This is a genomic window from Giesbergeria sp. (genome assembly GCF_028686475.1).
Taxonomy (GTDB): domain Bacteria; phylum Pseudomonadota; class Gammaproteobacteria; order Burkholderiales; family Burkholderiaceae_C; genus Simplicispira.
In genome coordinates this window covers 55,945-75,055 of record NZ_JAQUCA010000003.1, presented here as the reverse complement: position 1 = coordinate 75,055, position 19,111 = coordinate 55,945, and the positions used below count along the sequence as shown (strand labels likewise).

The 19,111-nt window shown below is 58.3% G+C and carries 16 protein-coding genes and 1 pseudogene; 9 read left to right on the top strand and 8 right to left on the bottom strand.

Annotated elements, in window-relative coordinates; all coding sequences use genetic code 11:
* Positions 1-71 precede the first annotated feature (71 nt).
* The 3 genes from PHX60_RS02835 to PHX60_RS02825 all read left to right on the top strand — a co-directional run bounded on the left by PHX60_RS02835 (position 72) and on the right by PHX60_RS02825 (position 3,630).
* On the top strand, positions 72-1,979 hold the full coding sequence (locus PHX60_RS02835) for an adenylate/guanylate cyclase domain-containing protein (protein WP_300074406.1): 1,908 nt from the start codon (positions 72-74) through the stop codon (positions 1,977-1,979).
* The gene (locus PHX60_RS02830) at positions 1,976-2,671 is read left to right on the top strand and encodes a hypothetical protein (RefSeq protein WP_300074403.1); all 696 of its coding nucleotides are present in this window, start codon (positions 1,976-1,978) and stop codon (positions 2,669-2,671) included. The genes PHX60_RS02835 and PHX60_RS02830 overlap by 4 nt, the downstream gene beginning before the upstream one ends.
* Before the next feature lie 314 nt (positions 2,672-2,985).
* On the top strand, positions 2,986-3,630 hold the full coding sequence (locus PHX60_RS02825) for a Smr/MutS family protein (RefSeq protein ID WP_300074772.1): 645 nt from the start codon (positions 2,986-2,988) through the stop codon (positions 3,628-3,630).
* A 16-nt stretch (positions 3,631-3,646) separates the two neighbouring features.
* Here the strand turns inward: PHX60_RS02825 and PHX60_RS02820 are convergent, their stop codons facing one another.
* Both PHX60_RS02820 and norR read right to left on the bottom strand, forming a co-directional pair.
* Positions 3,647-4,729 (bottom strand): M48 family metalloprotease, encoded by a 1,083-nt coding sequence (locus tag PHX60_RS02820; protein ID WP_300074401.1) that lies wholly within the window; start codon positions 4,727-4,729, stop codon positions 3,647-3,649.
* On the bottom strand, positions 4,726-6,318 hold the full coding sequence (norR, locus tag PHX60_RS02815) for a nitric oxide reductase transcriptional regulator NorR (protein ID WP_300074398.1): 1,593 nt from the start codon (positions 6,316-6,318) through the stop codon (positions 4,726-4,728). The genes PHX60_RS02820 and norR overlap by 4 nt, the downstream gene beginning before the upstream one ends.
* 183 nt (positions 6,319-6,501) lie before the next feature.
* On the opposite strand from norR, the gene hmpA reads away from it, so the two are divergent.
* Positions 6,502-7,683, top strand: a complete 1,182-nt coding sequence (gene hmpA / locus PHX60_RS02810) for an NO-inducible flavohemoprotein (protein ID WP_300074396.1) — start codon at positions 6,502-6,504, stop codon at positions 7,681-7,683.
* Between the two features lie 6 nt (positions 7,684-7,689).
* On the opposite strand, the gene PHX60_RS02805 is transcribed toward hmpA, so the two are convergent.
* The 3 genes from PHX60_RS02805 to PHX60_RS02795 are packed head-to-tail and all read right to left on the bottom strand — an operon-like array spanning position 7,690 to position 10,904.
* On the bottom strand, positions 7,690-8,277 hold the full coding sequence (locus PHX60_RS02805; RefSeq protein WP_300074770.1) for a LemA family protein: 588 nt from the start codon (positions 8,275-8,277) through the stop codon (positions 7,690-7,692).
* Between the two features lie 30 nt (positions 8,278-8,307).
* On the bottom strand, positions 8,308-9,351 hold the full coding sequence (locus PHX60_RS02800; RefSeq protein WP_300074394.1) for a S49 family peptidase: 1,044 nt from the start codon (positions 9,349-9,351) through the stop codon (positions 8,308-8,310).
* A 50-nt stretch (positions 9,352-9,401) separates the two neighbouring features.
* Positions 9,402-10,904 (bottom strand): ABC transporter substrate-binding protein, encoded by a 1,503-nt coding sequence (locus PHX60_RS02795; protein ID WP_300074391.1) that lies wholly within the window; start codon positions 10,902-10,904, stop codon positions 9,402-9,404.
* A 133-nt stretch (positions 10,905-11,037) separates the two neighbouring features.
* On the opposite strand from PHX60_RS02795, the gene PHX60_RS02790 reads away from it, so the two are divergent.
* The gene (locus PHX60_RS02790; RefSeq protein ID WP_300074388.1) at positions 11,038-13,065 is read left to right on the top strand and encodes a diguanylate cyclase; all 2,028 of its coding nucleotides are present in this window, start codon (positions 11,038-11,040) and stop codon (positions 13,063-13,065) included.
* Here PHX60_RS02790 and apbC read toward each other — a convergent pair.
* Positions 13,062-14,153: an iron-sulfur cluster carrier protein ApbC gene (apbC, locus tag PHX60_RS02785; RefSeq protein WP_300074385.1), complete on the bottom strand. Its 1,092-nt coding sequence runs from the start codon at positions 14,151-14,153 to the stop codon at positions 13,062-13,064. The genes PHX60_RS02790 and apbC overlap by 4 nt on opposite strands.
* A 153-nt stretch (positions 14,154-14,306) precedes the next feature.
* On the opposite strand from apbC, the gene metG reads away from it, so the two are divergent.
* Complete coding sequence (gene metG, locus PHX60_RS02780; RefSeq protein WP_300074382.1) at positions 14,307-16,373, top strand: methionine--tRNA ligase; 2,067 nt, start codon at positions 14,307-14,309, stop codon at positions 16,371-16,373.
* Between the two features lie 51 nt (positions 16,374-16,424).
* Positions 16,425-16,838 carry an alternative ribosome rescue aminoacyl-tRNA hydrolase ArfB gene (gene arfB, locus PHX60_RS02775; RefSeq protein WP_300074379.1) on the top strand — a complete coding sequence of 138 codons (414 nt, stop codon included), beginning with the start codon at positions 16,425-16,427 and terminating at the stop codon, positions 16,836-16,838.
* Between the two features lie 137 nt (positions 16,839-16,975).
* Here arfB and PHX60_RS02770 read toward each other — a convergent pair whose 3' ends face one another.
* A complete protein-coding gene (locus PHX60_RS02770; RefSeq protein WP_300074376.1) occupies positions 16,976-17,278 on the bottom strand; it encodes a hypothetical protein in 303 nt (100 codons plus the stop codon).
* Here PHX60_RS02770 and PHX60_RS15975 point away from each other — a divergent pair.
* Positions 17,198-17,377 carry a transposase gene (locus PHX60_RS15975; protein WP_366144329.1) on the top strand — a complete coding sequence of 60 codons (180 nt, stop codon included), beginning with the start codon at positions 17,198-17,200 and terminating at the stop codon, positions 17,375-17,377. The two genes, PHX60_RS02770 and PHX60_RS15975, sit on opposite strands and share 81 nt — an antisense overlap.
* 3 nt (positions 17,378-17,380) lie before the next feature.
* Here the strand turns inward: PHX60_RS15975 and PHX60_RS02765 are convergent.
* Positions 17,381-17,758: pseudogene (locus tag PHX60_RS02765) on the bottom strand (transposase); the annotation flags it as partial.
* Between the two features lie 171 nt (positions 17,759-17,929).
* On the opposite strand from PHX60_RS02765, the gene PHX60_RS02760 reads away from it, so the two are divergent.
* A complete protein-coding gene (locus PHX60_RS02760) occupies positions 17,930-19,039 on the top strand; it encodes a carboxypeptidase regulatory-like domain-containing protein (protein WP_300074373.1) in 1,110 nt (369 codons plus the stop codon).
* The last annotated feature ends 72 nt before the right edge of the window (positions 19,040-19,111 follow it).

Sequence of the window (19,111 nt, the reverse complement as noted above, 5' to 3'; positions counted from 1 at the left end):
CGAACCGGTATGGAGTTTTTTAGCCTCGTAGCCAACTGGCTGCCGCCAAGAATTTTGTGTCAGCATTACCCATGTTCTGGCAAAAATTCTCCCCCCCATTAGCCACTAGTCGCGGAGGCTTGCGCGCGCTGTTGCTGACTTTGCTGGCGCTGGCCCTGTCCGAAGCCCTCTGGCACCAAGGGGCACTGGAAAGCCTAGACCAGTGGTACAACGACAGCTGGTTTCGCTTGGCGGGGCAGCGCCATACGGTCGAGCGGGTGGCACTGGTCAAACTCGATGAGGCCACACTGGCCGAGTTTCCCGATGAGCCGCTGGTATTTTGGGGGCCACATTACGCCCAAGCAGTGCAAACCCTGCACGCTGCTGGTGTGCCAGTGGTGGGCTTGGATTTATTATTTAGCAGCAGCCCCGAGCAATGGCTGGCCAAGTTGGGCGGTGTACCCACGCTGGCGGCACGCCAATTTGACCAACCCTTGCGCCAAGCCTTGGCCAGCGGGCGCGTGGTGGTGGCCGGAATGCAGGCCAAAGATGAACTCTTGCTACCCGCCCCCGATTATCTGGTAGCGCTGCCCGATTTCGACATCACGCGCTTTGTGGGCGCTGCCGATTTACAAGCCGATGCCGATGGCGTGTTGCGCGCTTACTCGCCCGCCGTACCGCGCACTGATGCAGCCACCGGCTTGCAATTGCGTTCTTTGCCCTTTTTATTGGCCTTGCACGCCAGCGGCCAAACTGCGTCAAGCAGCCATTGGCAGTTTGCTGGCCGCCCAGTGGCGATTGGCGCGCGACTGCGCCTGTCTTATGCCGGGCCGCCGGGCACGGTGCCAGCGGTATCCATGCGCGATTTATTGCGCCCCGATGCCCTGAGCTTGCCTCAAGTGCAAGCCTTGCGCGGCAAAGTAGCTATTTTGGGGGCCAGTTATGGCGGCATGAACGATGTCCACATCACCCCCTATGGGCGCGGCTTGGGCCAAACGCCGCTGATGCTGGGCATGGAAATCCAAGCCCAAACCGTCGAGGCACTGTTGCAAGGCCATTGGCTAGACCCCACCCCCACCAGCACGCGCATTGCCTTGGCCTTGCTGCTTGTCTTGCCCGCCGCGTTGTTTTGGTGGCAGCAGCGCCTGTGGCGTGGTTTGCTGTTGTTTGCGCTCTTGTGCCTGTTGGCCGCTGGCCTGAGCTATGGCGCTTTGGGGCAGCAAAGTTTGCTCTCTACCGGGCATTTGCAACTCACGGCCCTGCTGGCCTTTGTCGCCATTTACGCTTGGCGCTTTACGCATGGCGAACGCGAACGCCAGCGTATTCGGCAGATGTTTTCGCGCTATGTCGAGCCGGGCGTGGTAGAGGCACTCATCCACGCAGACCACATGCCCCAATTGGGCGGCGAGCGCTGCGAAATGACCGTGTTGTTCACCGACATTCGCAACTTCACCACCATCAGCGAGCAATTAACACCCGAAGAAGTGGTAGAAATGCTCAACCACTATTTTTCTACCGCCTGTGCCGCCCTGACCGAGCAAGGTGCGTGCATTGACAAGTTTATTGGCGATGCCATCATGGCCGAGTTTGGCGCACCGCTCAAACACCCCGACCATGCCCGCCGGGCTTTAATTGCTGCCTTGCAGCTGCGGAGCGTGGCCGAAGATTTTGGGGGCTGGATGCAGCAGCGCTTTGCCGGACGCAATTTGCCCGCCTTTCGCATTGGGATTGGTATCCATACGGGGCAAGCTATTTCGGGCAATATCGGCACGGCACAGCGCATGGAATACACCGCCATTGGCGACACCGTCAATTTGGCCTCGCGGCTAGAGGGTATGACCAAAGCGATGGGCTGCGTCATACTGGCGAGCCAAGATACCCTGCACGCCGCTGGCCCCGGTTTTGTGCTGGGCCGCACAGACACCATTACCGTGCGTGGGCGTAGCCACCCCACTGAAGTATTTGAAGTAATTGCAATTGAGAAGGGAGCTTCCTTATGATAAAGAAAAAATGGCAACTTTGGGCTGTGTTCGGTAGCAGCTGGCTGGTGGGCAGCTTGGCTTGGGCGCAAATGCCCTCGGCGATGGTGCTGGGCGTGCAAGGCGATGTGGTGCTAGAGCTGGCCAACAAGACCCAAGCCCAAACCCTAGAACCTTTGGTGCGTCTGCTAGAGGGCGACCGCCTGCGCTTGGGTTCTGGGGCCAGCGTGCGCCTGTTGTATGCCCGCAGTGGCACACAAGAAGAATGGCAACAAGCGGGCGTGCTGCAAATTGAGCGGGCTAAAACCGTTGTTTTGCGTGGCCAACCGCAAGTCACTACGCGCCAATTGCCCACTGCCATCAGCCAACAAATGGCGCGCACGCCCCGCAGCGACAGCACCGGCAGAATTGGGGGCGTGCGCTTGCGTAACTTGCCCCTAGACCCCAACGCCCCACCGGACAGCAGCAAACTGGCCCAATTAGAAGAAAACTACCAAGCCCTGCGCCAAAGCACCCCATCCACAGACCACAGCCCCGAAATTTATTTACTGGCCGGTTTGCGTGATTTGGCCGCGCACGAGCGCCTACGCACCGAGCTGCAACGGCTGCAAACACAATATCCCGACGATGCCGTGGTAGCGCGCTTACAAACCCTGTATGCCGGGGTATTGCCAGCGCCTGCCACCCCCAGCACCGAGGATGCCGCAAAATAAGCGGCATGAGTCGTCACGAATCCGGTGCTTTGCGTTCTGCGCTGGCCCATGCCCTAGAAGCTGCACACCGGCAGCCCAGTGCAAGCCCTGCCCCCGCCCTTGCCAGCAGCAACCACAACCCTGCGCCAGCGCGCCTAACGCGGGCGGCGCGGCGCGCTTTGGCCCATCCCAGCGCGGTGCTGGCGCGTGCCATCCGCCAGCAGCGCAACCCCGAAGCCACGGCACCTACACCCCCAGCAGCCCGGCCCCGGCGCAACAAACAAGCCCCAGCACCCCGCGCTGCCAGCATTCGCCTAGAAAATGGTTTGCAAGATTTGGCCGCTGTGGCCGAACAATGGCGCCAAGCCCAAGCCCAAGCTGCCGCCGAGGCACAACAACGCCGCGAAGCTGCTGCCCGCCAAGAGGCCGAACGCCAATTATTCAACCGCGCAGTGGGGCCAGTGGTGCCACTGCGGCCACCCAATAAGTTGCACCTCAAGCACCCCGCCCCCGAGCCATTGCCGTTGCAACTCTGGCAAGACGAAGAACGGGTGCTGCAAGAATCCATCAGCGATGATTTTGATGTCAGCACCTTGCTCGATACCGACGACCAGCTCAGTTTCCGTCGCCCCGGTATTGGAGTAGAAATTACACGCCGCTTGCGTGCCGGGCACTGGAGCATCCAGCGCCAGCTGGATTTGCACGGCCTACGCACCGACGAGGCACGCGAAGCCTTGGGCGCTTTTATCCGCCAAGCGCACCGCAGTGGTTTGCGCTGCTTGCGCGTTATCCACGGCAAAGGTTTGGGTTCACCCGGTAAAAGCCCGGTACTCAAAGGCCGGGTACAGGCTTGGTTGGTGCAGAAAAAAGAAGTGCTGGCGTTTGTGCAAGCGCGCCCGGTAGAAGGGGGTGCTGGGGCTTTGTTGGTGCTGTTGATACCTGCGGGCCATCCACACACCGCCTATTCATCGCACCCCTGAGCCTACAAATGTGAGCCTACAAATGGCGCGCAAACGGGTCCACCTGTGCAGCCAAAGTGTCTGGACCGGGTTGCAAGATGGGTTTGGGCGCATGCGGCTCGGGTGGCATCTCGATGCGTACCAGTGGCAACGGCGACATGGGGCGGCCATAAATGCGCTGCACCCGCTCGGCCAAGGGCGGATGGCTGTCTAAGTAACGGCCTAGCCAGCGCTCGGTGGCCAGTTCTACCAGCAGCATGTGCTGCACGCTGGGGTGGTCTAACTCTGTCAGGTGCTGGCGTTGCGCCTGTTGTACCGTTTGCTCGGCCAACACCTTGCGTAACACGCCACCCAGGCCGTGTTTGCTGCGCGTCCATTGCACAGCGCGCGCATCGGCCAAATGTTCACGCTGGCGCGAGACGGCGGCCTTTAATACCTGCCCGGCCAGCCAGCCCAGCCAACCGACGGCCATGATGGCGCTGCCAAACAAGGTGGCCAAGCCACGGCGCTCGCGCAGGGTATCGCCAAAATGATGCACCAACTCCAGCCCAAACACCATGCCCGCCAGCCGCATCTTCAGGCGCGTATCGCCCTCGTGCAGGTGCGACAACTCGTGCGCCACCATACCTTGCAATTCTTCGCGATTCAGGTAATCTAACGCCCCTTGGGTCACAGCCACTACCGCATCGGACGCATCCCACCCGGCGGCAAAGGCATTGATGGCCGAGGTGCGCGCCAGCACCATCACCTGCGGCACCGGCATGTGGGCCGCAATGCACAGTTCTTGCACGATATTGCACAAGCGCTGCTCGGCGTGTGAGCTGCCGGGGCGGGCCTCGCGTGCGCCCACCCGTTGCGCCAGTTTGATACCTCCGGCGCGCAAATTGGCCGTTTCTAGCCACCAGCCCCCCAAAATAAAGAACAAGGTCATGCCGATGTTGACGGCCATAAACCCAGCTGGATAGGGTAAATGCATCGGCAGCACGCTGTTCATCAGCCACCAAGCCAACACCAAAGCGCCATGTACGCCCGCTACCAACAACAGCACCGCCAGCGCAAAAGCCAGCAACAGGCGGCGGGTTTCTTTGCGGGCATTGGCTTGGTAGTCCCAAAATTTCATTTTTTGGCGCTCCTGTTCGGGCTGATGCCCAGCCGCTTTGCCAGCCGCGCTAAATTGGCCCGGTCAAGTTGCAACTCACGCGCTGCGGCAGCCCAATGGTAATCATGCCGCTGCAAACAGTCTTGCACCCATTGGCGTTCAAAGGCTTGCACGCTGGCGCGCAAACTTTGTCCTACTGGCCCAGCAGGGGCGGGCGGTGCAGAAGGCAAAACACCCTTTGGCCCACCTGATGACAAGCCCGGTTCGGGCAGGCCCAAATCGGCCGCCGTGAGGCTCAAAATGCGCGGGCGCGGCCGGTGGCGGCCCAGTGCTTTCAGTACGCTGCGCCCAATCAAATGCTCTAGCTCGCGCACATTGCCCGGCCAGTCGTAGGCCAGCAGCGCGGCTTGGGCCTCGCGGTCTAGGCGCAAACTGCCCAAGCCTAAGCGGTTGCGATTTTCTTCCAGAAAAAAGCCGCTCAGCAACAACACATCACGCCCACGCTCGCGCAAAGGCGGTACTGGCAGCGGATAGACACTCAGGCGGTGGTAAATATCGGCCCGCATCCGTCCGGCCCGTACTTCGTCGGCCAAATCGCGGTTGCTGGCGACTACCAGGCGCACATCCACATGGTGTTCACGGTCGGAGCCTAGGCGTTGCAACTGGCCGCTTTGCAGCACGCGCAACAGTTTGGCTTGCACCGGTAAGGGCAGCTCGCCCACTTCATCCAAAAACAGCGTGCCGCCATCGGCCCATTCAAACTTGCCTTGGCGCTCTTGCACGGCACCGGTAAAAGCGCCGCGCACATGGCCAAACAGTTCACTTTCCACCAAGGTGTCGGGCAAGGCGGCACAGTTCACAATCACCAAAGGCCGTTCTGCCCGGCCAGAACGCGCGTGCAGCGCCCGGGCTACCAGTTCTTTGCCGACACCGGTTTCTCCGCTAATCAGCACGGTTAAATCACTGGGGCCGACCAGTTCTATTTCCTGCAATAACTGCTGCATGGCTGGGCTGTGCCCCATCAGCTGGTGGGCAGAAGCAGCACCACTGGCGGCCAGCCGGTAGCGTTCGGCGCGCAGGTGTTCGTTTTCTACCCGTTCGGCCAGCCGGTTGATGCGTACCGTGGCGGCTACGGTGGCAGCGGCCAAATCGGCAAAGGCTTGCAAGGCGGCCAAATGCGCTGGGGTAAAACGCCCCGGCACCAGCGCATCCAAAGTCAACAGCCCCCAAGCTTGCCCTTCTATTGCCAAGGCGCAGCCCATGCAATCGTGTACTTCCAATTGCCCGCACAGGCCATCAATCAGGCCATCGTAGGGGTCGGGTAAATCGCTGCCGGGCGGAAAAAGCATGGGCTGACTGGCCTGTAACAACATTTGCAAGCGCGGATGGGCATCCACCCGAAAACGCCGCCCCAGCGCATCGCTGCTCAGGCCGTCCATTGCCAAGGGCACCAGCCATTCACCCTCCAGCCGCAACAAAGCCACGGCATCGCATGGAAACAAGGCACGCACCGCTTGCAGCAAGCGCCGGTAACGTTCACATTCGGGCAGCTCGCGCGATAAATCGGCCACCAAAGGCACCAAGGCGGCTAACAGGGCAGAGATAGTCATATTGACCATTATGCAGTCTTTATGACACGTTTTTAGATGCAGTCAAAAAGACTTCATTTGAAATAACGCTTTGTTTTTTAAGGATTAAAAAATTGGCATAAATACTGCATTAGGCAGATAAGTCCACATTCATGTGGCTTAGTCTATTTTGAACCCTGTTTGATTTCTTGGAGACCCCTTTTTATGCTGACCGAAGCCCAACGTGCCATTGTCAAAGCCACCGTTCCACTGCTAGAAACCGGCGGTGAGACCTTGACCAAGCACTTCTACGGCATCATGCTCAAAGAGTACCCCGAGGTGCGCCCCCTGTTCAACCAAGCGCACCAAGCCAGTGGCGACCAACCCCGCGCCTTGGCTAACAGTGTGCTGATGTATGCGCGCCATATCGACCATTTGGAAAAGCTGGGCAACCTGCCCGCGCAAATTGTGCATAAGCATGTGGCTTTGCAAGTGCTGCCCGAGCAGTACCCCATCGTCGGTACTTGCCTGTTGCGTGCCATTCGCGAAGTGCTGGGGGCAGAGATTGCCACTGACGAAGTGCTGGCCGCTTGGGGCGCAGCGTACCAACAGCTGGCCGATATGCTGATTGGTGCTGAAGAACAAGTCTATGCCGCCAATGCTGCTGCGGAAGGTGGCTGGCGCGGTGTGCGCCGTTTCCGGGTAGCAGGCAAGGTGGCCGAGAGCGCCGAAATCACCTCGTTTTACCTAGAACCAGAAGATGGCGGCCCGGTGTTGCGCTACCTGCCCGGCCAATACATTGGCTTGCGCTTGGCGATTGCAGGCCAAGAAGAACAGCGGCGCAACTATTCACTCTCGAGCATTGCCGATGGCAAAAGCTTGCGCATCAGCGTCAAGCGCGAAGCGGGCGGCGTGGTGTCTAACTACCTACACGACCAAGTGCAAGAGGGCAGTGTGCTGGAGGTGTTTCCACCTGCTGGCCCGTTCACGCTGCAAGCCAGCGCCAAGCCTTTGGTGCTGATTAGCGGTGGCGTGGGCATTACCCCCACACTGGCTATGCTGCAAGCGGCTTTGCCCAGCGGACGGCCAGTGCATTTCATCCATTGTGCGCGCAGCCGGGCCGTGCACGCCTTCCGCGACACCGTGGATGCCTTGGCCACCCAGTACCCGCAATTGCACCGCTTTTACAGCTACGACCAAGCCACCGAGGCTGATGGTGCCGATGCCGTGGGCTATTTAACTACCGAGCAATTGGCCCAATGGCTACCCAAAAACCGCGATGTGGATGCCTACTTCCTTGGCCCCAAGCCGTTTATGGCCTTGGTCAAGCGCAGTTTGGCTGCCTTGGGCGTACCCGAAAGCCAAACCCATTATGAGTTTTTTGGCCCAGCGGCAGCTTTGGCCTGAACGGGTTTAGAACTGCACGCGCGGCGCTTGGCGCTCGGCCTCGGATTGGGTGGACTGCAACATGGCGGCGGGGGTAAAACCCGTCAGCCGTGCCACCAACAGGGCCGGAAACTGTGTGGCCGCGTTGTTAAAGTCCAGCGCTTGGTCGTTGTAGGCTTGGCGGGCAAAGCCAATGCGGTTTTCGGTGCTGGTCAGTTCTTCGCTCAGGGCGGCCATAGTGGCATCGGCTTTGAGTTCGGGGTAGCTTTCGGCCACCACCATCAGGCGGCCCAAGCTGGCACCTAAAGCGCCCTCGGCCACGGCCAATGCACCAATGGCGGCAGCATCGGTGGGCTGGTTGCGTGCGGTTTTGGCGGCCCCTTGGGCTTGGCCGCGTGCCTGAATCACGGCCTCTAGGGTGGCGGCCTCGTGCTTCAGGTAGCCACGCGCTACCTCGACCAAATTGGGCACCAAATCATGGCGGCGCTTGAGCTGCACATCAATTTGGCCAAAGGCATTGCTGATGCGGTTACGCAACTGCACCAGCCGGTTATAGACCTTGATAGCCCACCACAACACCGCCACCAGCAACAGCAGTGGTATCCAACCTGTCATGTCCATAGCGGCCCCCAGAACAACAATGATTTAGCGCAATTGCGGTACGGCGGCCTGCGTTTGCAAAGCCCGCGCCATGCCTTGGCCTACGGCTACACCAAAGCGCTTGGCCAAGCGCTCGGCTACGTTTTCGTGGCGGGTGTAGTCAATTAACTCTTCGGCTTTAATCACCTCGCGCGCGACAAAATCGACGCTGCCCAGATGGTCGGCCAAGCCCATTTCTATCGCCTGTGGCCCCGTCCAAAACAGGCCGCTGAACATTTGCTCTGTCGGCTTGAGTCGGTCACCGCGCCCAGCTTGCACCACGGCAATAAACTGCTGGTGGATATGGTCTAACATGGTTTGGGCATAGGCCCGTTGTTGCTCAGATTGGGGGCTGAAGGGGTCTAAAAAGCCTTTGTTTTCGCCCGCTGTGAGCAGGCGCCGCTCTACGCCCAGTTTGTCCATCGTGCCAGTGAAGCCAAAACCGTCCATCAGCACACCAATGCTGCCCACAATGCTGGCCTTATCGACATAAATCACATCGGCAGCAGCAGCGATGTAATAGGCCGCCGAGGCGCAGGTTTCTTCTACCACGGCATAAATGGGTTTGCGGTGCTTGGCCTTGAGGCGCACGATTTCATCGTTGATGATGCCCGCCTGCACCGGGCTGCCACCGGGCGAGTTAATCAGCAACACCAGCGCCTTGGAGCCTCGGTCTTCTAGCGCCGTCCGCATGGCTGCCATGATGTTCTCGGCACTGGCATCGGCTCCGGCAGCAATTTCCCCCTTGATACTGACCACAGCGGTGTGCGGTTTGCTTTTTTGGCTGGACGCGGCCATGTCTTGCGACATCATCATCCAGAACAAAAAGGCCACAAAGGCCAACCAGCCCAAGCGGGTAAGAGTGCGCCAACGCCGCGCTGCACGCTGCTCGGCCAAGGTGCCCAATACCAGTTTTTCTAACACCTCGCGCTCCCAGCCGGGGGCGTGGGCTGCTGGGCTGCTGGCTGGTGCAGGCGGGGATGGAGGCGCTGGCTGAGCGCCCCATAAGTCTGGCGCAGGAGGATAGGAAGGGTGCTTAGGCTCGGACATAAAAACAGGCTTTGGATGGGGGCGGGTGGCAAAACGCAGTATGCCTGCGCTCAATCCCAGCGCATAGCGGCAATATCGTGGGCAAAAATGGGGTAGTTCATCCACCAACCTTTCAGCCCCTTGCGCGCCACAGCGGTAATTTGCGAGGCAAAAATCCAAGCATTGACGGCATCGTGGGCCAAATGGCGTTGCAACTGGGCAAACAGCATTTGACGCTCACGCGGATTATCGCTGGCAGCGTGGCGCGCCATCAGCTCGCGAAAGGCGGGGCTGTCGTAGCCAAAATAATAATCCGGGTCTGCATAGATGGGGTAGTCTAGTGGCTCGACGTGGTTGATCATGGTCAGGTCAAAGTGGCCTTTGAACGGGCCTTCTAACCACTGCGGCCACGTTACCTCTTCCGATTTCAGTTCAATCCCCACTTGCGACAAATTGTCGGCCAGCATCGAGCGGTCAGTGCGTGCATACGGGGAGGGCGGCAGCGTCAAGGTCAGGGGGAGCGGCGTTTTGACTCCGGCCTCTTGCAGCAAAGCCCGGGCTTTGGCGGGGTCGTAGGGATAGACACCGGCCAAATGCACATAGCCCGGCTCGGACGGTGAAAAATGGCTACCAATCACCCGCCCCCGACCATCCAACATGCGCTGGATAAAGGCTTCGCGGTCAATGGCGTGGGTGATGGCGCGGCGCACGCGCACATCGTCCAAGGGCTTGCGCCGGTGGTTGATGGCCACCATGCCCTTGCCGTTGGAAGCCCCAATCACCACCTGATAGCGCTTGTTGGCTTGAAACTGCTGTGCGTTTTGTGTGGCAATGTTAAACAGCAAGTCCACTTCTTCGGTAAACACCGCCTTGGCCTGTTCTGCTGGGTCGTTGATAAAACGAAACACGGCCTGCTCTAGGGCCACATGGCTGGTGTTGCGGTGCCCAGTAAACTTACGCAGGGTAATGCTGTGGCCCTTTTTCCAATAATCAAAGCGATAGGGGCCGGTACCAATCGGGTAATGGCTGGCTTGTGCTGCACTGGCCGGGTGCAAAATAACGGCGGTGTTCTCGCCCAAGCGAAACAAAAAATTGCCATCCGGGTATTGCAAGGTAATGACTACCGTATGCACGTCTGGGGTGGCAATGCCCACTATGTTGTTGAACAGAGTGCGCTTGGCTTTGTTATGGGAGTTGGGGGCTTGGGCGCGCTCAAACGAAAATTTAACCGCAGCGGCATCCAACACGGCATCATCATGAAAGCGCACCCCTTTGAGCAGCTGAAAGGTGTAGGTTTTGCCATCTGGGCTGCGGCTCCAAGACTCGGCCAGCCACGGCGCGACGCTGCCGCTTTCTTCAATGCGTGTCAGGCATTCAAACACCGTGTAATGCACCACCTCACCAATCGAGGCCGACGGGGACGAGGTGGGGTCTAGGCTGTTAGGCTCTAAAGACAGCCCAATCACCACGCGGTTGCGTCGGCCCTGCGCCTGTGCCGGTGCAGACCACCCCAGTAAAGCGACCGAGGGGCTGGCCAGCAAAGCAGCCGAGGCACAGCGACGAGAAATAGACACAAAAAGCTCCTGATAACAAGCAAATGCACTGGCGCAAGCAGCGCTAGGATAATGCACGGCTTTGTGCAAGCCCCCTACTTTGGGTTCATTTTTTGAGAAATTGCTTTTTTGCCTAGCGTCTTCGCCTGCCAACATGCCGCTTTTTCAGCCTTTTTTACGGCGTTTATTGCCCACTTGGCGCAGCCGTTTATGGCTGGCACTGGGTCTATTGGCATTGGGCGGCATTCTGTGGGGCCTGCCGCAGGTGTACCAAAGCCGCGAAGAGCATACCCGGCACCAAATTGAGCGCGAACTGCACGCCATTAATTATCTACAAACGCAAAGCGTATTAGATTGGCGCGAGCAGCGCCTGATTGATGCCAGCGCTTTGGTCGATGACAGCCTGTTTACCCAATCGGCCGCACAATGGTTGCAAGTGCCCGAGGCCACGGTACTCACGCACCGAATGCAAGAACGCCTACGCATTTTGCAAGAGCGGGCCAAATACACGGCAGTTTATTTAACCGACCCACAGGGCCAGCTGTGGCTTACGCCCAACGGCAGTACCACGGGCCGCCTGCCCACCCCCGAGCTGCAAGCCCTAGAAAGCGCCTTGGCACAGGCCCAAGTGACGGTGCTAGAGCCTCGGCGTGATGCGTTTTTTGCGTTTCCGTTTCTGAGCGTCATTGTGCCGCTGTTTGAGGGCACCGAGCCGGTGGGGGCGATTTGGTTGGTCAGTGATGTGCGCGCCAGCCTCTATACCAAGCTGCAAACCTGGCCCACCCCGCGCGAAACCGCCGAATCCATCTTGTTGAGCCGCCACGGCGACGAAGTACGCACCCTCAATCCACTGCGCCACTCCTCCCAAGGCGGTACCACCGTATTTCAGCTGGCGCAATTGCAAGCCGATGACCCCATCGTGCAAGCCGTTGCTGGAGCGCGCGGCATACTTTATGGGCACGACTACCGAGGCCACCACGTCATGGCAATGGTCAGTGCGGTGTCGGATTCATCTTGGATTATGGTGTCCAAAATTGACATTGCCGAAGCCTTTGCAGACACCCAACTGCGCGAAATTTTGGCCCTGAGTTTGCCCGTCAGTTTGCTGCTGTTGCTGGCGGGCTTGGTATTTGCCTACGGCCAGCGGCGCGCTTGGCGGCGCGAACGTGAACTGAAAACCCAATTGCAGCGCAATATGCGCTGGCTAGAAGGGGCACAAAAAGCCGCATCGGTAGGCTACTTTGCGCTGGATTTGGCGCAGGAGCAATTTTTGATGTCCTCAATGGCCACCGAGATTTTTGGCCTGCCCAACACAGGCGTTTTGACGCTAGAAGATTGGATGCGCGCCATCGTGCCCGAAGACCGCGCAGAGGTCATCCACACCCACCGCCAAGCCATCGACGAGCGCACCCCTTTGCGCTTGCAATACCGCATCCAGCGCCTAGACAACCACGAACAGCGTTGGCTAGAAGTATGGGGCGAGTATGAAAACGGGCATGATGCCAACCAAGTAGCGCGCATGATTGGTACCATCCAAGACATTACCGAGCGCAAACAATCCGAACAAGAACTGGCCAACTACCGCAACGCGCTAGAAGAAAAAGTACGCCTAGATCCGATGACGCAAATTCCCAACCGACGTGCGTTGGATGAACATGTGCTGCTAGAGTGGCACCGCGCCATGCGTAACCACACGCCGTTGTCCTTGTTGATGATTGATGTGGATTATTTCAAGTCTTACAACGACCACTACGGCCATGTTGCCGGTGACGAGTGCCTGCGCCAAGTGGCCACCGCCATTGCCGCCTGTGCCTGCCGTTCGGGCGAACTGGCTGCACGCTATGGCGGCGAAGAGTTCTCGGTGCTGCTGCCCGGCAACGATGCGGCCCAAGCCCAACGCACCGCCGAGTGCATTCGGGCAGCCATAGAGGCTTTGGCGCTAGAGCATCGCCACTCGCAGGTGGCCGCTTGCGTCACGATTAGCGTGGGCGTGACCAGCGTGCAACCGGTATTTGCCCCCCTGCCGCAATACCACTGCGCCGAAACCGACACCGTGCCGCAAGCGGCGCACATCCTGTTTACCCAAGCCGACGAAGCACTGTACCAAGCCAAGCAACAGGGGCGCAACCGCGTAGTGGCTTACCAAGACAGCACCACCACTGTGCCGGGGGCCGATGTCTAGGTGTTCTTGCTAATGGCAATGGTCGGAAACTTGGCCGAGTAATCTTTGGCCTGTTGGGCGATTTTCACGGCTACCTCGCGCGCCACGGTGCGGTAGATATGGGCCACCTCGCTGTGGGGGGCCGCCACTACGGTCGGGCAACCTTGGTCGGCCTGCAAGCGAATTTGCATATCCAACGGCAAAGCGCCCAGATAGGGCAGGCCATATTGGGCCGCCATGCGCTTGCCGCCCTCGGCACCAAAAATATGTTCTACATGGCCGCAGTGGCTGCACACATGGGCCGCCATGTTTTCTATCAAGCCCAAAATAGGCACGCCCACCTTCTCAAACATTTTGATGCCTTTTTTGGCATCCAGCAGGGCAATGTCCTGCGGCGTGGTGACGATGATGGCCCCGGTAATCGGCACCCGTTGGCTCAAGGTGAGTTGAATATCCCCCGTGCCGGGCGGCATATCGACAATCAGATAGTCCAAATCTTTCCAGTTGGTTTGGCGCAGCAGTTGCTCTAGCGCTTGGGTGGCCATCGGGCCACGCCAAATCATGGCTTGGTCGGCATCGACCAAAAAGCCAATCGACATCACCTGCACGCCGTGGTTTTCTAATGGCTCCATCGTTTTGCCATCCAAGCTGTCGGGCTTGGCATCAATGCCGAGCATCATCGGCTGGCTGGGGCCGTAAATATCGGCATCTAACACGCCCACGCGCGCGCCTTCGGCCACCAAAGCCAGCGCCAAATTGGCGGCTGTGGTGCTTTTGCCTACGCCGCCTTTGCCCGAGGCCACCGCAATGATATTTTTCACACCGGGTATCAGCGGTACACCCTGCTGCACCGCATGGGCGGTAATTTGGCTGTGGATGTGAATCTCCACCTGCTGCACGCCCGGCACGGTTTTGGCGGCCTCGGTCAGTTGGCTGTGCAGCAACGGGGCCAAACTTTGGGCCGGGTAGCCCAGTACCACCTCAAAAGCCACCTGGGTGCCGTTGATTTTGAGATTGCGTAGCGCCCGGCTACTGACGAAATCTTGGCCGGTATGGGGGTCTAGCACGCTGGAAAGCGCGGCCAAAAGGCTGTGTTCTGTGACTTCCATGTTTGTATTCACTTCTGTGGGGATGGGCTAGTCTAGCCAACTGCCCCAACCCCTGTGCAGATGCGGCAATCTGGCTACGCAGCAAGCCAGCGCCCGCCTAAAATGCTTGGTTCCGCGCTGCACAGTGCGCCTGCCTTGCCCCTTTTTACCACCATGTCCGCACGCAAAATTTTTGTTACCACTGCCCTGCCCTACGCCAATGGCAACTTCCATATCGGCCACATCATGGAGTACATCCAAGCCGATATCTGGGTGCGTACCCACCGCATGTTGGGCAACGAGGTCAACTTTGTCGGGGCCGACGATACCCACGGCGCGCCCATCATGATTGCCGCCGAAAAAGCCGGTAAAACCCCACAGCAGTTCGTGGCCGATATTGCCGCTGGGCGCAAACAGTATTTGGATGGTTTTCATATCCAGTTTGACAACTGGCACAGCACCGACGCGCCCGAAAACCACCAATTGGCCCAGCAAATCTATCTGGACTTAAAAGCCAATGGTCTGATCGAAACGCGCACCATCGAGCAGTTCTTTGACCCCGAAAAGAACATGTTTTTGCCCGACCGCTTTATCAAGGGCGAATGCCCCAAGTGCCACGCCAAAGACCAGTATGGCGACAACTGCGAAGTCTGCGGCGCGGTTTATGCGCCCACCGACTTGATAGAGCCGTATTCAGCCCTGTCTGGGGCCAAGCCGGTGCTGAAAAGCTCGGAGCATTTCTTCTTTAAGCTGTCGGACCCGCGTTGCGTAGCCTTTTTGGAAGACTGGACACAAGATGGCCGCCTGCAACCCGAAGTAGCCAACAAAGTGCGCGAGTGGTTTAGCGTGCGTACCAACCCCGATGGCAGCACCAGCGAAGGCTTGGGCGATTGGGACATCAGCCGCGATGCGCCTTACTTTGGTATTGAAATCCCCGATGCGCCGGGCAAGTATTTTTATGTCTGGCTGGATGCGCCGATTGGCTATTTGGCCTCGCTCAAAAACCTGCTAGACCAGCGCGGCCAAAGCTATGACGACTACATGGCCGACCCAGCGTTAGAGCAATACCACTTTATCGGCAAAGATATTGTTACTTTCCACACCCTGTTCTGGCCTGCCACGCTCCAATTCAGTGGCCGTAAAGTGCCGGATTCGGTGTTTGTGCATGGCTTTTTAACCGTGAACAACGGCGAAAAAATGAGCAAAAGCCGGGGCACGGGTTTAGACCCGCTCAAATACTTGGCACTGGGCATGAACCCCGAATGGTTGCGCTACTACTTGGCCGCCAAACTGAGCAGCCGCAACGAAGACATCGACTTCAATGCCGACGATTTTATGGCCCGTGCCAACAGCGATTTGGTGGGCAAATATGTCAATATTGCCAGCCGTGCTGCGGGGTTCATTGCCAAGCGATTTGGGGGCGTGTTGGGTGAAGTCTCTGCCGATGGCGATGCGCTGTTAGAACACCTGCGCGTTACCGCACCGGCCATTATTGAGCTGCTGGCCGAGCGTGAATATGGCAAAGCCCTGCGCGAAACCATGCTGCTGACCGACCGCGTCAACGCCTATGTGGACCAAAATAAACCGTGGGAACTGGCCAAGCAAGCGGGCATGGAAGAGCGCCTGCACGATGTTTGCAGCACCTGCATCGAAGCCTTCCGCCTACTGACCATTTTGCTCAAGCCAGTGCTGCCTGCGCTGGCCGCACAGGTAGAAGCCTTCTTGCAGGTAGCGCCAATGAGCTTTGCCAGCCTGCAACAGCCTTTGGGCCAAGGCCATACCATCGGCGCTTACCAACACCTGATGCAGCGCGTCGATGCCAAGCAGTTGGAAGCCCTGTTTGAGCCGCCAGCGGCCCCAGAACCCGAGAAAACCGCGCCCGGCGGCGAAGAACTGGCCCCCATCATCAGCATTGACGATTTTGCCAAAATTGACCTGCGTATTGCCCACATCGTCAACTGCGAGGCCGTAGAAGGCTCCACCAAACTCTTGCGCCTAACGTTGGACGTGGGCGAAGGGCGCACGCGCAATGTGTTTAGCGGCATTGCCAGCGCTTACCAACCACAAGACCTGATTGGCAAACTGACCGTGATGGTGGCCAATTTGGCCCCGCGCAAAATGAAGTTTGGCGTGAGTGAAGGTATGGTGCTGGCGGCCAGCCACGGCGATGAAAAGGCCAACCCCGGTATTTATATTTTGAACCCGTGGCCCGGTGCTACGCCGGGGATGCGGATTCATTGATACGACATAGCCTCGTAGGTTGGGTTGCGTGCAACCCTACTCGTTTGATTTATGAAAACAGCTGCCATGCCCTATGTGGTTTATCTCTCTGAAGTAGAGTTTAGCGCGGTGCGTTCCCAAGGGCCGGGTGGCCAGAACGTCAATAAGGTCTCTAGTGCCATCCATTTGCGCTTTGATATTGGCCGCTCCTCCCTTGCCCCAACCGTGAAGGAAAAGCTGCTTCATTGGCCTGATCAACGCATCACCAAAGATGGCGTTATCGTCATCAAAGCGCAGTCGTCACGCAGCCAAGATGGCAACAAAGCCGAGGCCTTGGCGCGCCTTCAAGAGTTGATTGCCCAAGCATCGGTGGTGCTTCCGGTGCGTCGGCCCACCAAGCCCACCTTTGCCTCCAAGCGGCGGCGACTCGAAGGTAAGCTGCTGCGCTCTGGCATCAAATTGAACCGTGGCAAGGTAGAAGTTTAGACAGCTTTGTTCTTGAGGCCGACAGAAATCGAACTCTCGAATGAAAGCGGCGATTTTTTGCCAAAAGAACCAACAAAAAGAAAAGTGACCCCCCTGTATGGGCCTGTGGCAGTTTGGTAAGCGCAGGCCAAAGGGGCCTACTTTTGCAGTACCCGCAACCGGCCATGCGCTTGTTCTAGCCGTTGCTTGCGTGTGGTCGAGGTGCGCTCCCAGCTTTTCGGGAGCGTATGGCAATGGCACTCGGCCATGCACAGCAGCGCCAGCAAGGGCAACGGGCGCAATTTTGCGCGCGTCACAAGGCCAAGGCTATCCAAGGGGAACTCAAACTGCTTGAGTAACGTGGTGTGACGCTGCACTTTTTGCCCACGTACAGCCCCGAACTCAATCGCATCGAGACCCTGTGGCGCATGATGAAACACCGCTGGCTCGATGCGTTCCATCGGACCCAAGAAAAGCTTGAACAAGACATTCAGCACATCTTTGACAACTTTGGTAGGCTTTATACGTTAAATTTTTTCGAAAAAACTTCTTATAGCTGACTTAGCGATGACGTGGAAGCAGTCGTAGCTGATCTGTGCCTGGGGCAAGGCCTGCGCCACGCCCTTGGCATAGGCCGCACTCGTGTCCTGGCAGACCTGCTCGATCTGCGTGGGGTCACCACCGTGGGCTTGAAGGTCAGCGGCGAAGTCCACCACGCGTCCCTCACACGCAAACAACAGCCGCTGCCTCCACTGGCGCTGCAGGCGGTCATGCACCCCTTGCCCGGCTGTCTGGCAATGGGGACAAGGCAGGCGAGTGGCCTTGCAGGTCAGCTCAAAGTCGATACGTCGGCGTACCGTGTCCAGTTCAACCTTCTCAACGCTCCACGGTGCTTGCAAGCCCAGTGCGCTGGTAAACAGTGCTTCGATACCCATGCCCATCTTCTAATCCTCCTTAACGACATGACCACAGGGCCTACTACTGTCGATTCTTTCAGTCAAATTCCACACGGAATGACGAAAAGCAAAAAAAGCTTCCCTAATGCCGTTAAGCTGGGTTATTATGTTTCTACCTGTAAACGACCCGGAGTGGTCAATTAGTGGAGGGAAATCATGCGTAAAGTAACTCAAAATGTGGCTCGTACAGCCATAGCGGCGGTTTGTGGTGCTGTTTTTAGCTTAGGAGCAGTGGCCCAAGGCACAGTGATTGATTTTTCCAGTACCCGAGGCACTGGCATGAATCAGCAGGATGTGCTGATTGAGAATGTGCGCGTACTGACCGCCGTGCCCAATCCCTTCCAACCCGGAACCAGCACCACGGTCACCAGCAATTACAACGTTACTTTCCGTTTTGACCCAGCCACGCTGCATCTGATTCCTATGGGCATCCAGCAAACGGGCGGCCAAGGGGTCGAAAACTGTGCTGAAGCGGTAGTCACGATCTATGATGCCGTGCGCGGTGCTGCTGCTCCCCTGAGCAATGCGTCAGTCACCATCGGTAGCCGCACTGCCACCACCAACGCCTTGGGCGTTGCCACCTTCGCGCAACTGCCGCAGGGTGCAGCCAGCCTCTCGGTGTCTGCGGCCAACTACACCTCGGCCAGTCAAACTGCCACGCTGCAATGCACTGGCCCGAACCAATTGGCCGTGGCTCTCTCGCCGGCCGAGGGTAGCGGCGGTGGTTTGGGTAGAGGTCAATTCCGTACCATCCTGACTTGGGGCGAAAACCCACGCGATTTAGATTCTCACATGACCGGCCCTGCCGCCGATGGTGGCCGCTGGCATGTGTTCTATGGCGAGCCAACCACTGGTAATCAGTGTGCTTTGGATGTAGATGATGTTGACTCGCTGGGGCCAGAAACCGTTACCTGCCCACCTACCGACACCACCGGGGCTTTACAACCGGGCGTTTATCGTTACTCGGTACACCATTATGCGGGTTCTGAAAATATTGGTAACTCAGGGGCCAATGTACGCTTAGAGTTTGGCGGTGGCCAAACTTACAACTTCACCCCCCCAGCGGCCACCTATGTGGGGGAGGATGATGTCTGGACAGTGTTTGAGCTGACGGTGCACGCAGATGGCACTTCTAGCGTAGCTCCAGTGAATGCGGTCATGGGTGGCATCTCGGCGGGCAGTGTGACCAGCCAACGCCCGATTGCACCGGGCACCGGCTTTGGCCAAACCGAAAGCCCTATCACTTTCCGTAATCTGGTGAAATAACAGCGCCAGCAGGGGTTGGTTCTTTTTTTGGTATTCTCCCCTGTGCCCCGTGGCTAAACCGCCACGGGGCTT

Coding starts and splice junctions, on each gene's coding strand:
- PHX60_RS02835 (WP_300074406.1), top strand. CDS start 72: ATGTTCTGGCAAAAATTCTCCCCCCCATTAGCCACTAGTCGCGGAGGC.
- PHX60_RS02830 (WP_300074403.1), top strand. CDS start 1,976: ATGATAAAGAAAAAATGGCAACTTTGGGCTGTGTTCGGTAGCAGCTGG.
- PHX60_RS02820 (WP_300074401.1), bottom strand. CDS start 4,729: ATGAAATTTTGGGACTACCAAGCCAATGCCCGCAAAGAAACCCGCCGC.
- norR (WP_300074398.1), bottom strand. CDS start 6,318: ATGACTATCTCTGCCCTGTTAGCCGCCTTGGTGCCTTTGGTGGCCGAT.
- hmpA (WP_300074396.1), top strand. CDS start 6,502: ATGCTGACCGAAGCCCAACGTGCCATTGTCAAAGCCACCGTTCCACTG.
- PHX60_RS02805 (WP_300074770.1), bottom strand. CDS start 8,277: ATGACAGGTTGGATACCACTGCTGTTGCTGGTGGCGGTGTTGTGGTGG.
- PHX60_RS02800 (WP_300074394.1), bottom strand. CDS start 9,351: ATGTCCGAGCCTAAGCACCCTTCCTATCCTCCTGCGCCAGACTTATGG.
- PHX60_RS02790 (WP_300074388.1), top strand. CDS start 11,038: ATGCCGCTTTTTCAGCCTTTTTTACGGCGTTTATTGCCCACTTGGCGC.
- apbC (WP_300074385.1), bottom strand. CDS start 14,153: ATGGAAGTCACAGAACACAGCCTTTTGGCCGCGCTTTCCAGCGTGCTA.
- metG (WP_300074382.1), top strand. CDS start 14,307: ATGTCCGCACGCAAAATTTTTGTTACCACTGCCCTGCCCTACGCCAAT.
- arfB (WP_300074379.1), top strand. CDS start 16,425: ATGAAAACAGCTGCCATGCCCTATGTGGTTTATCTCTCTGAAGTAGAG.
- PHX60_RS02770 (WP_300074376.1), bottom strand. CDS start 17,278: ATGGAACGCATCGAGCCAGCGGTGTTTCATCATGCGCCACAGGGTCTC.
- PHX60_RS02760 (WP_300074373.1), top strand. CDS start 17,930: ATGCGTAAAGTAACTCAAAATGTGGCTCGTACAGCCATAGCGGCGGTT.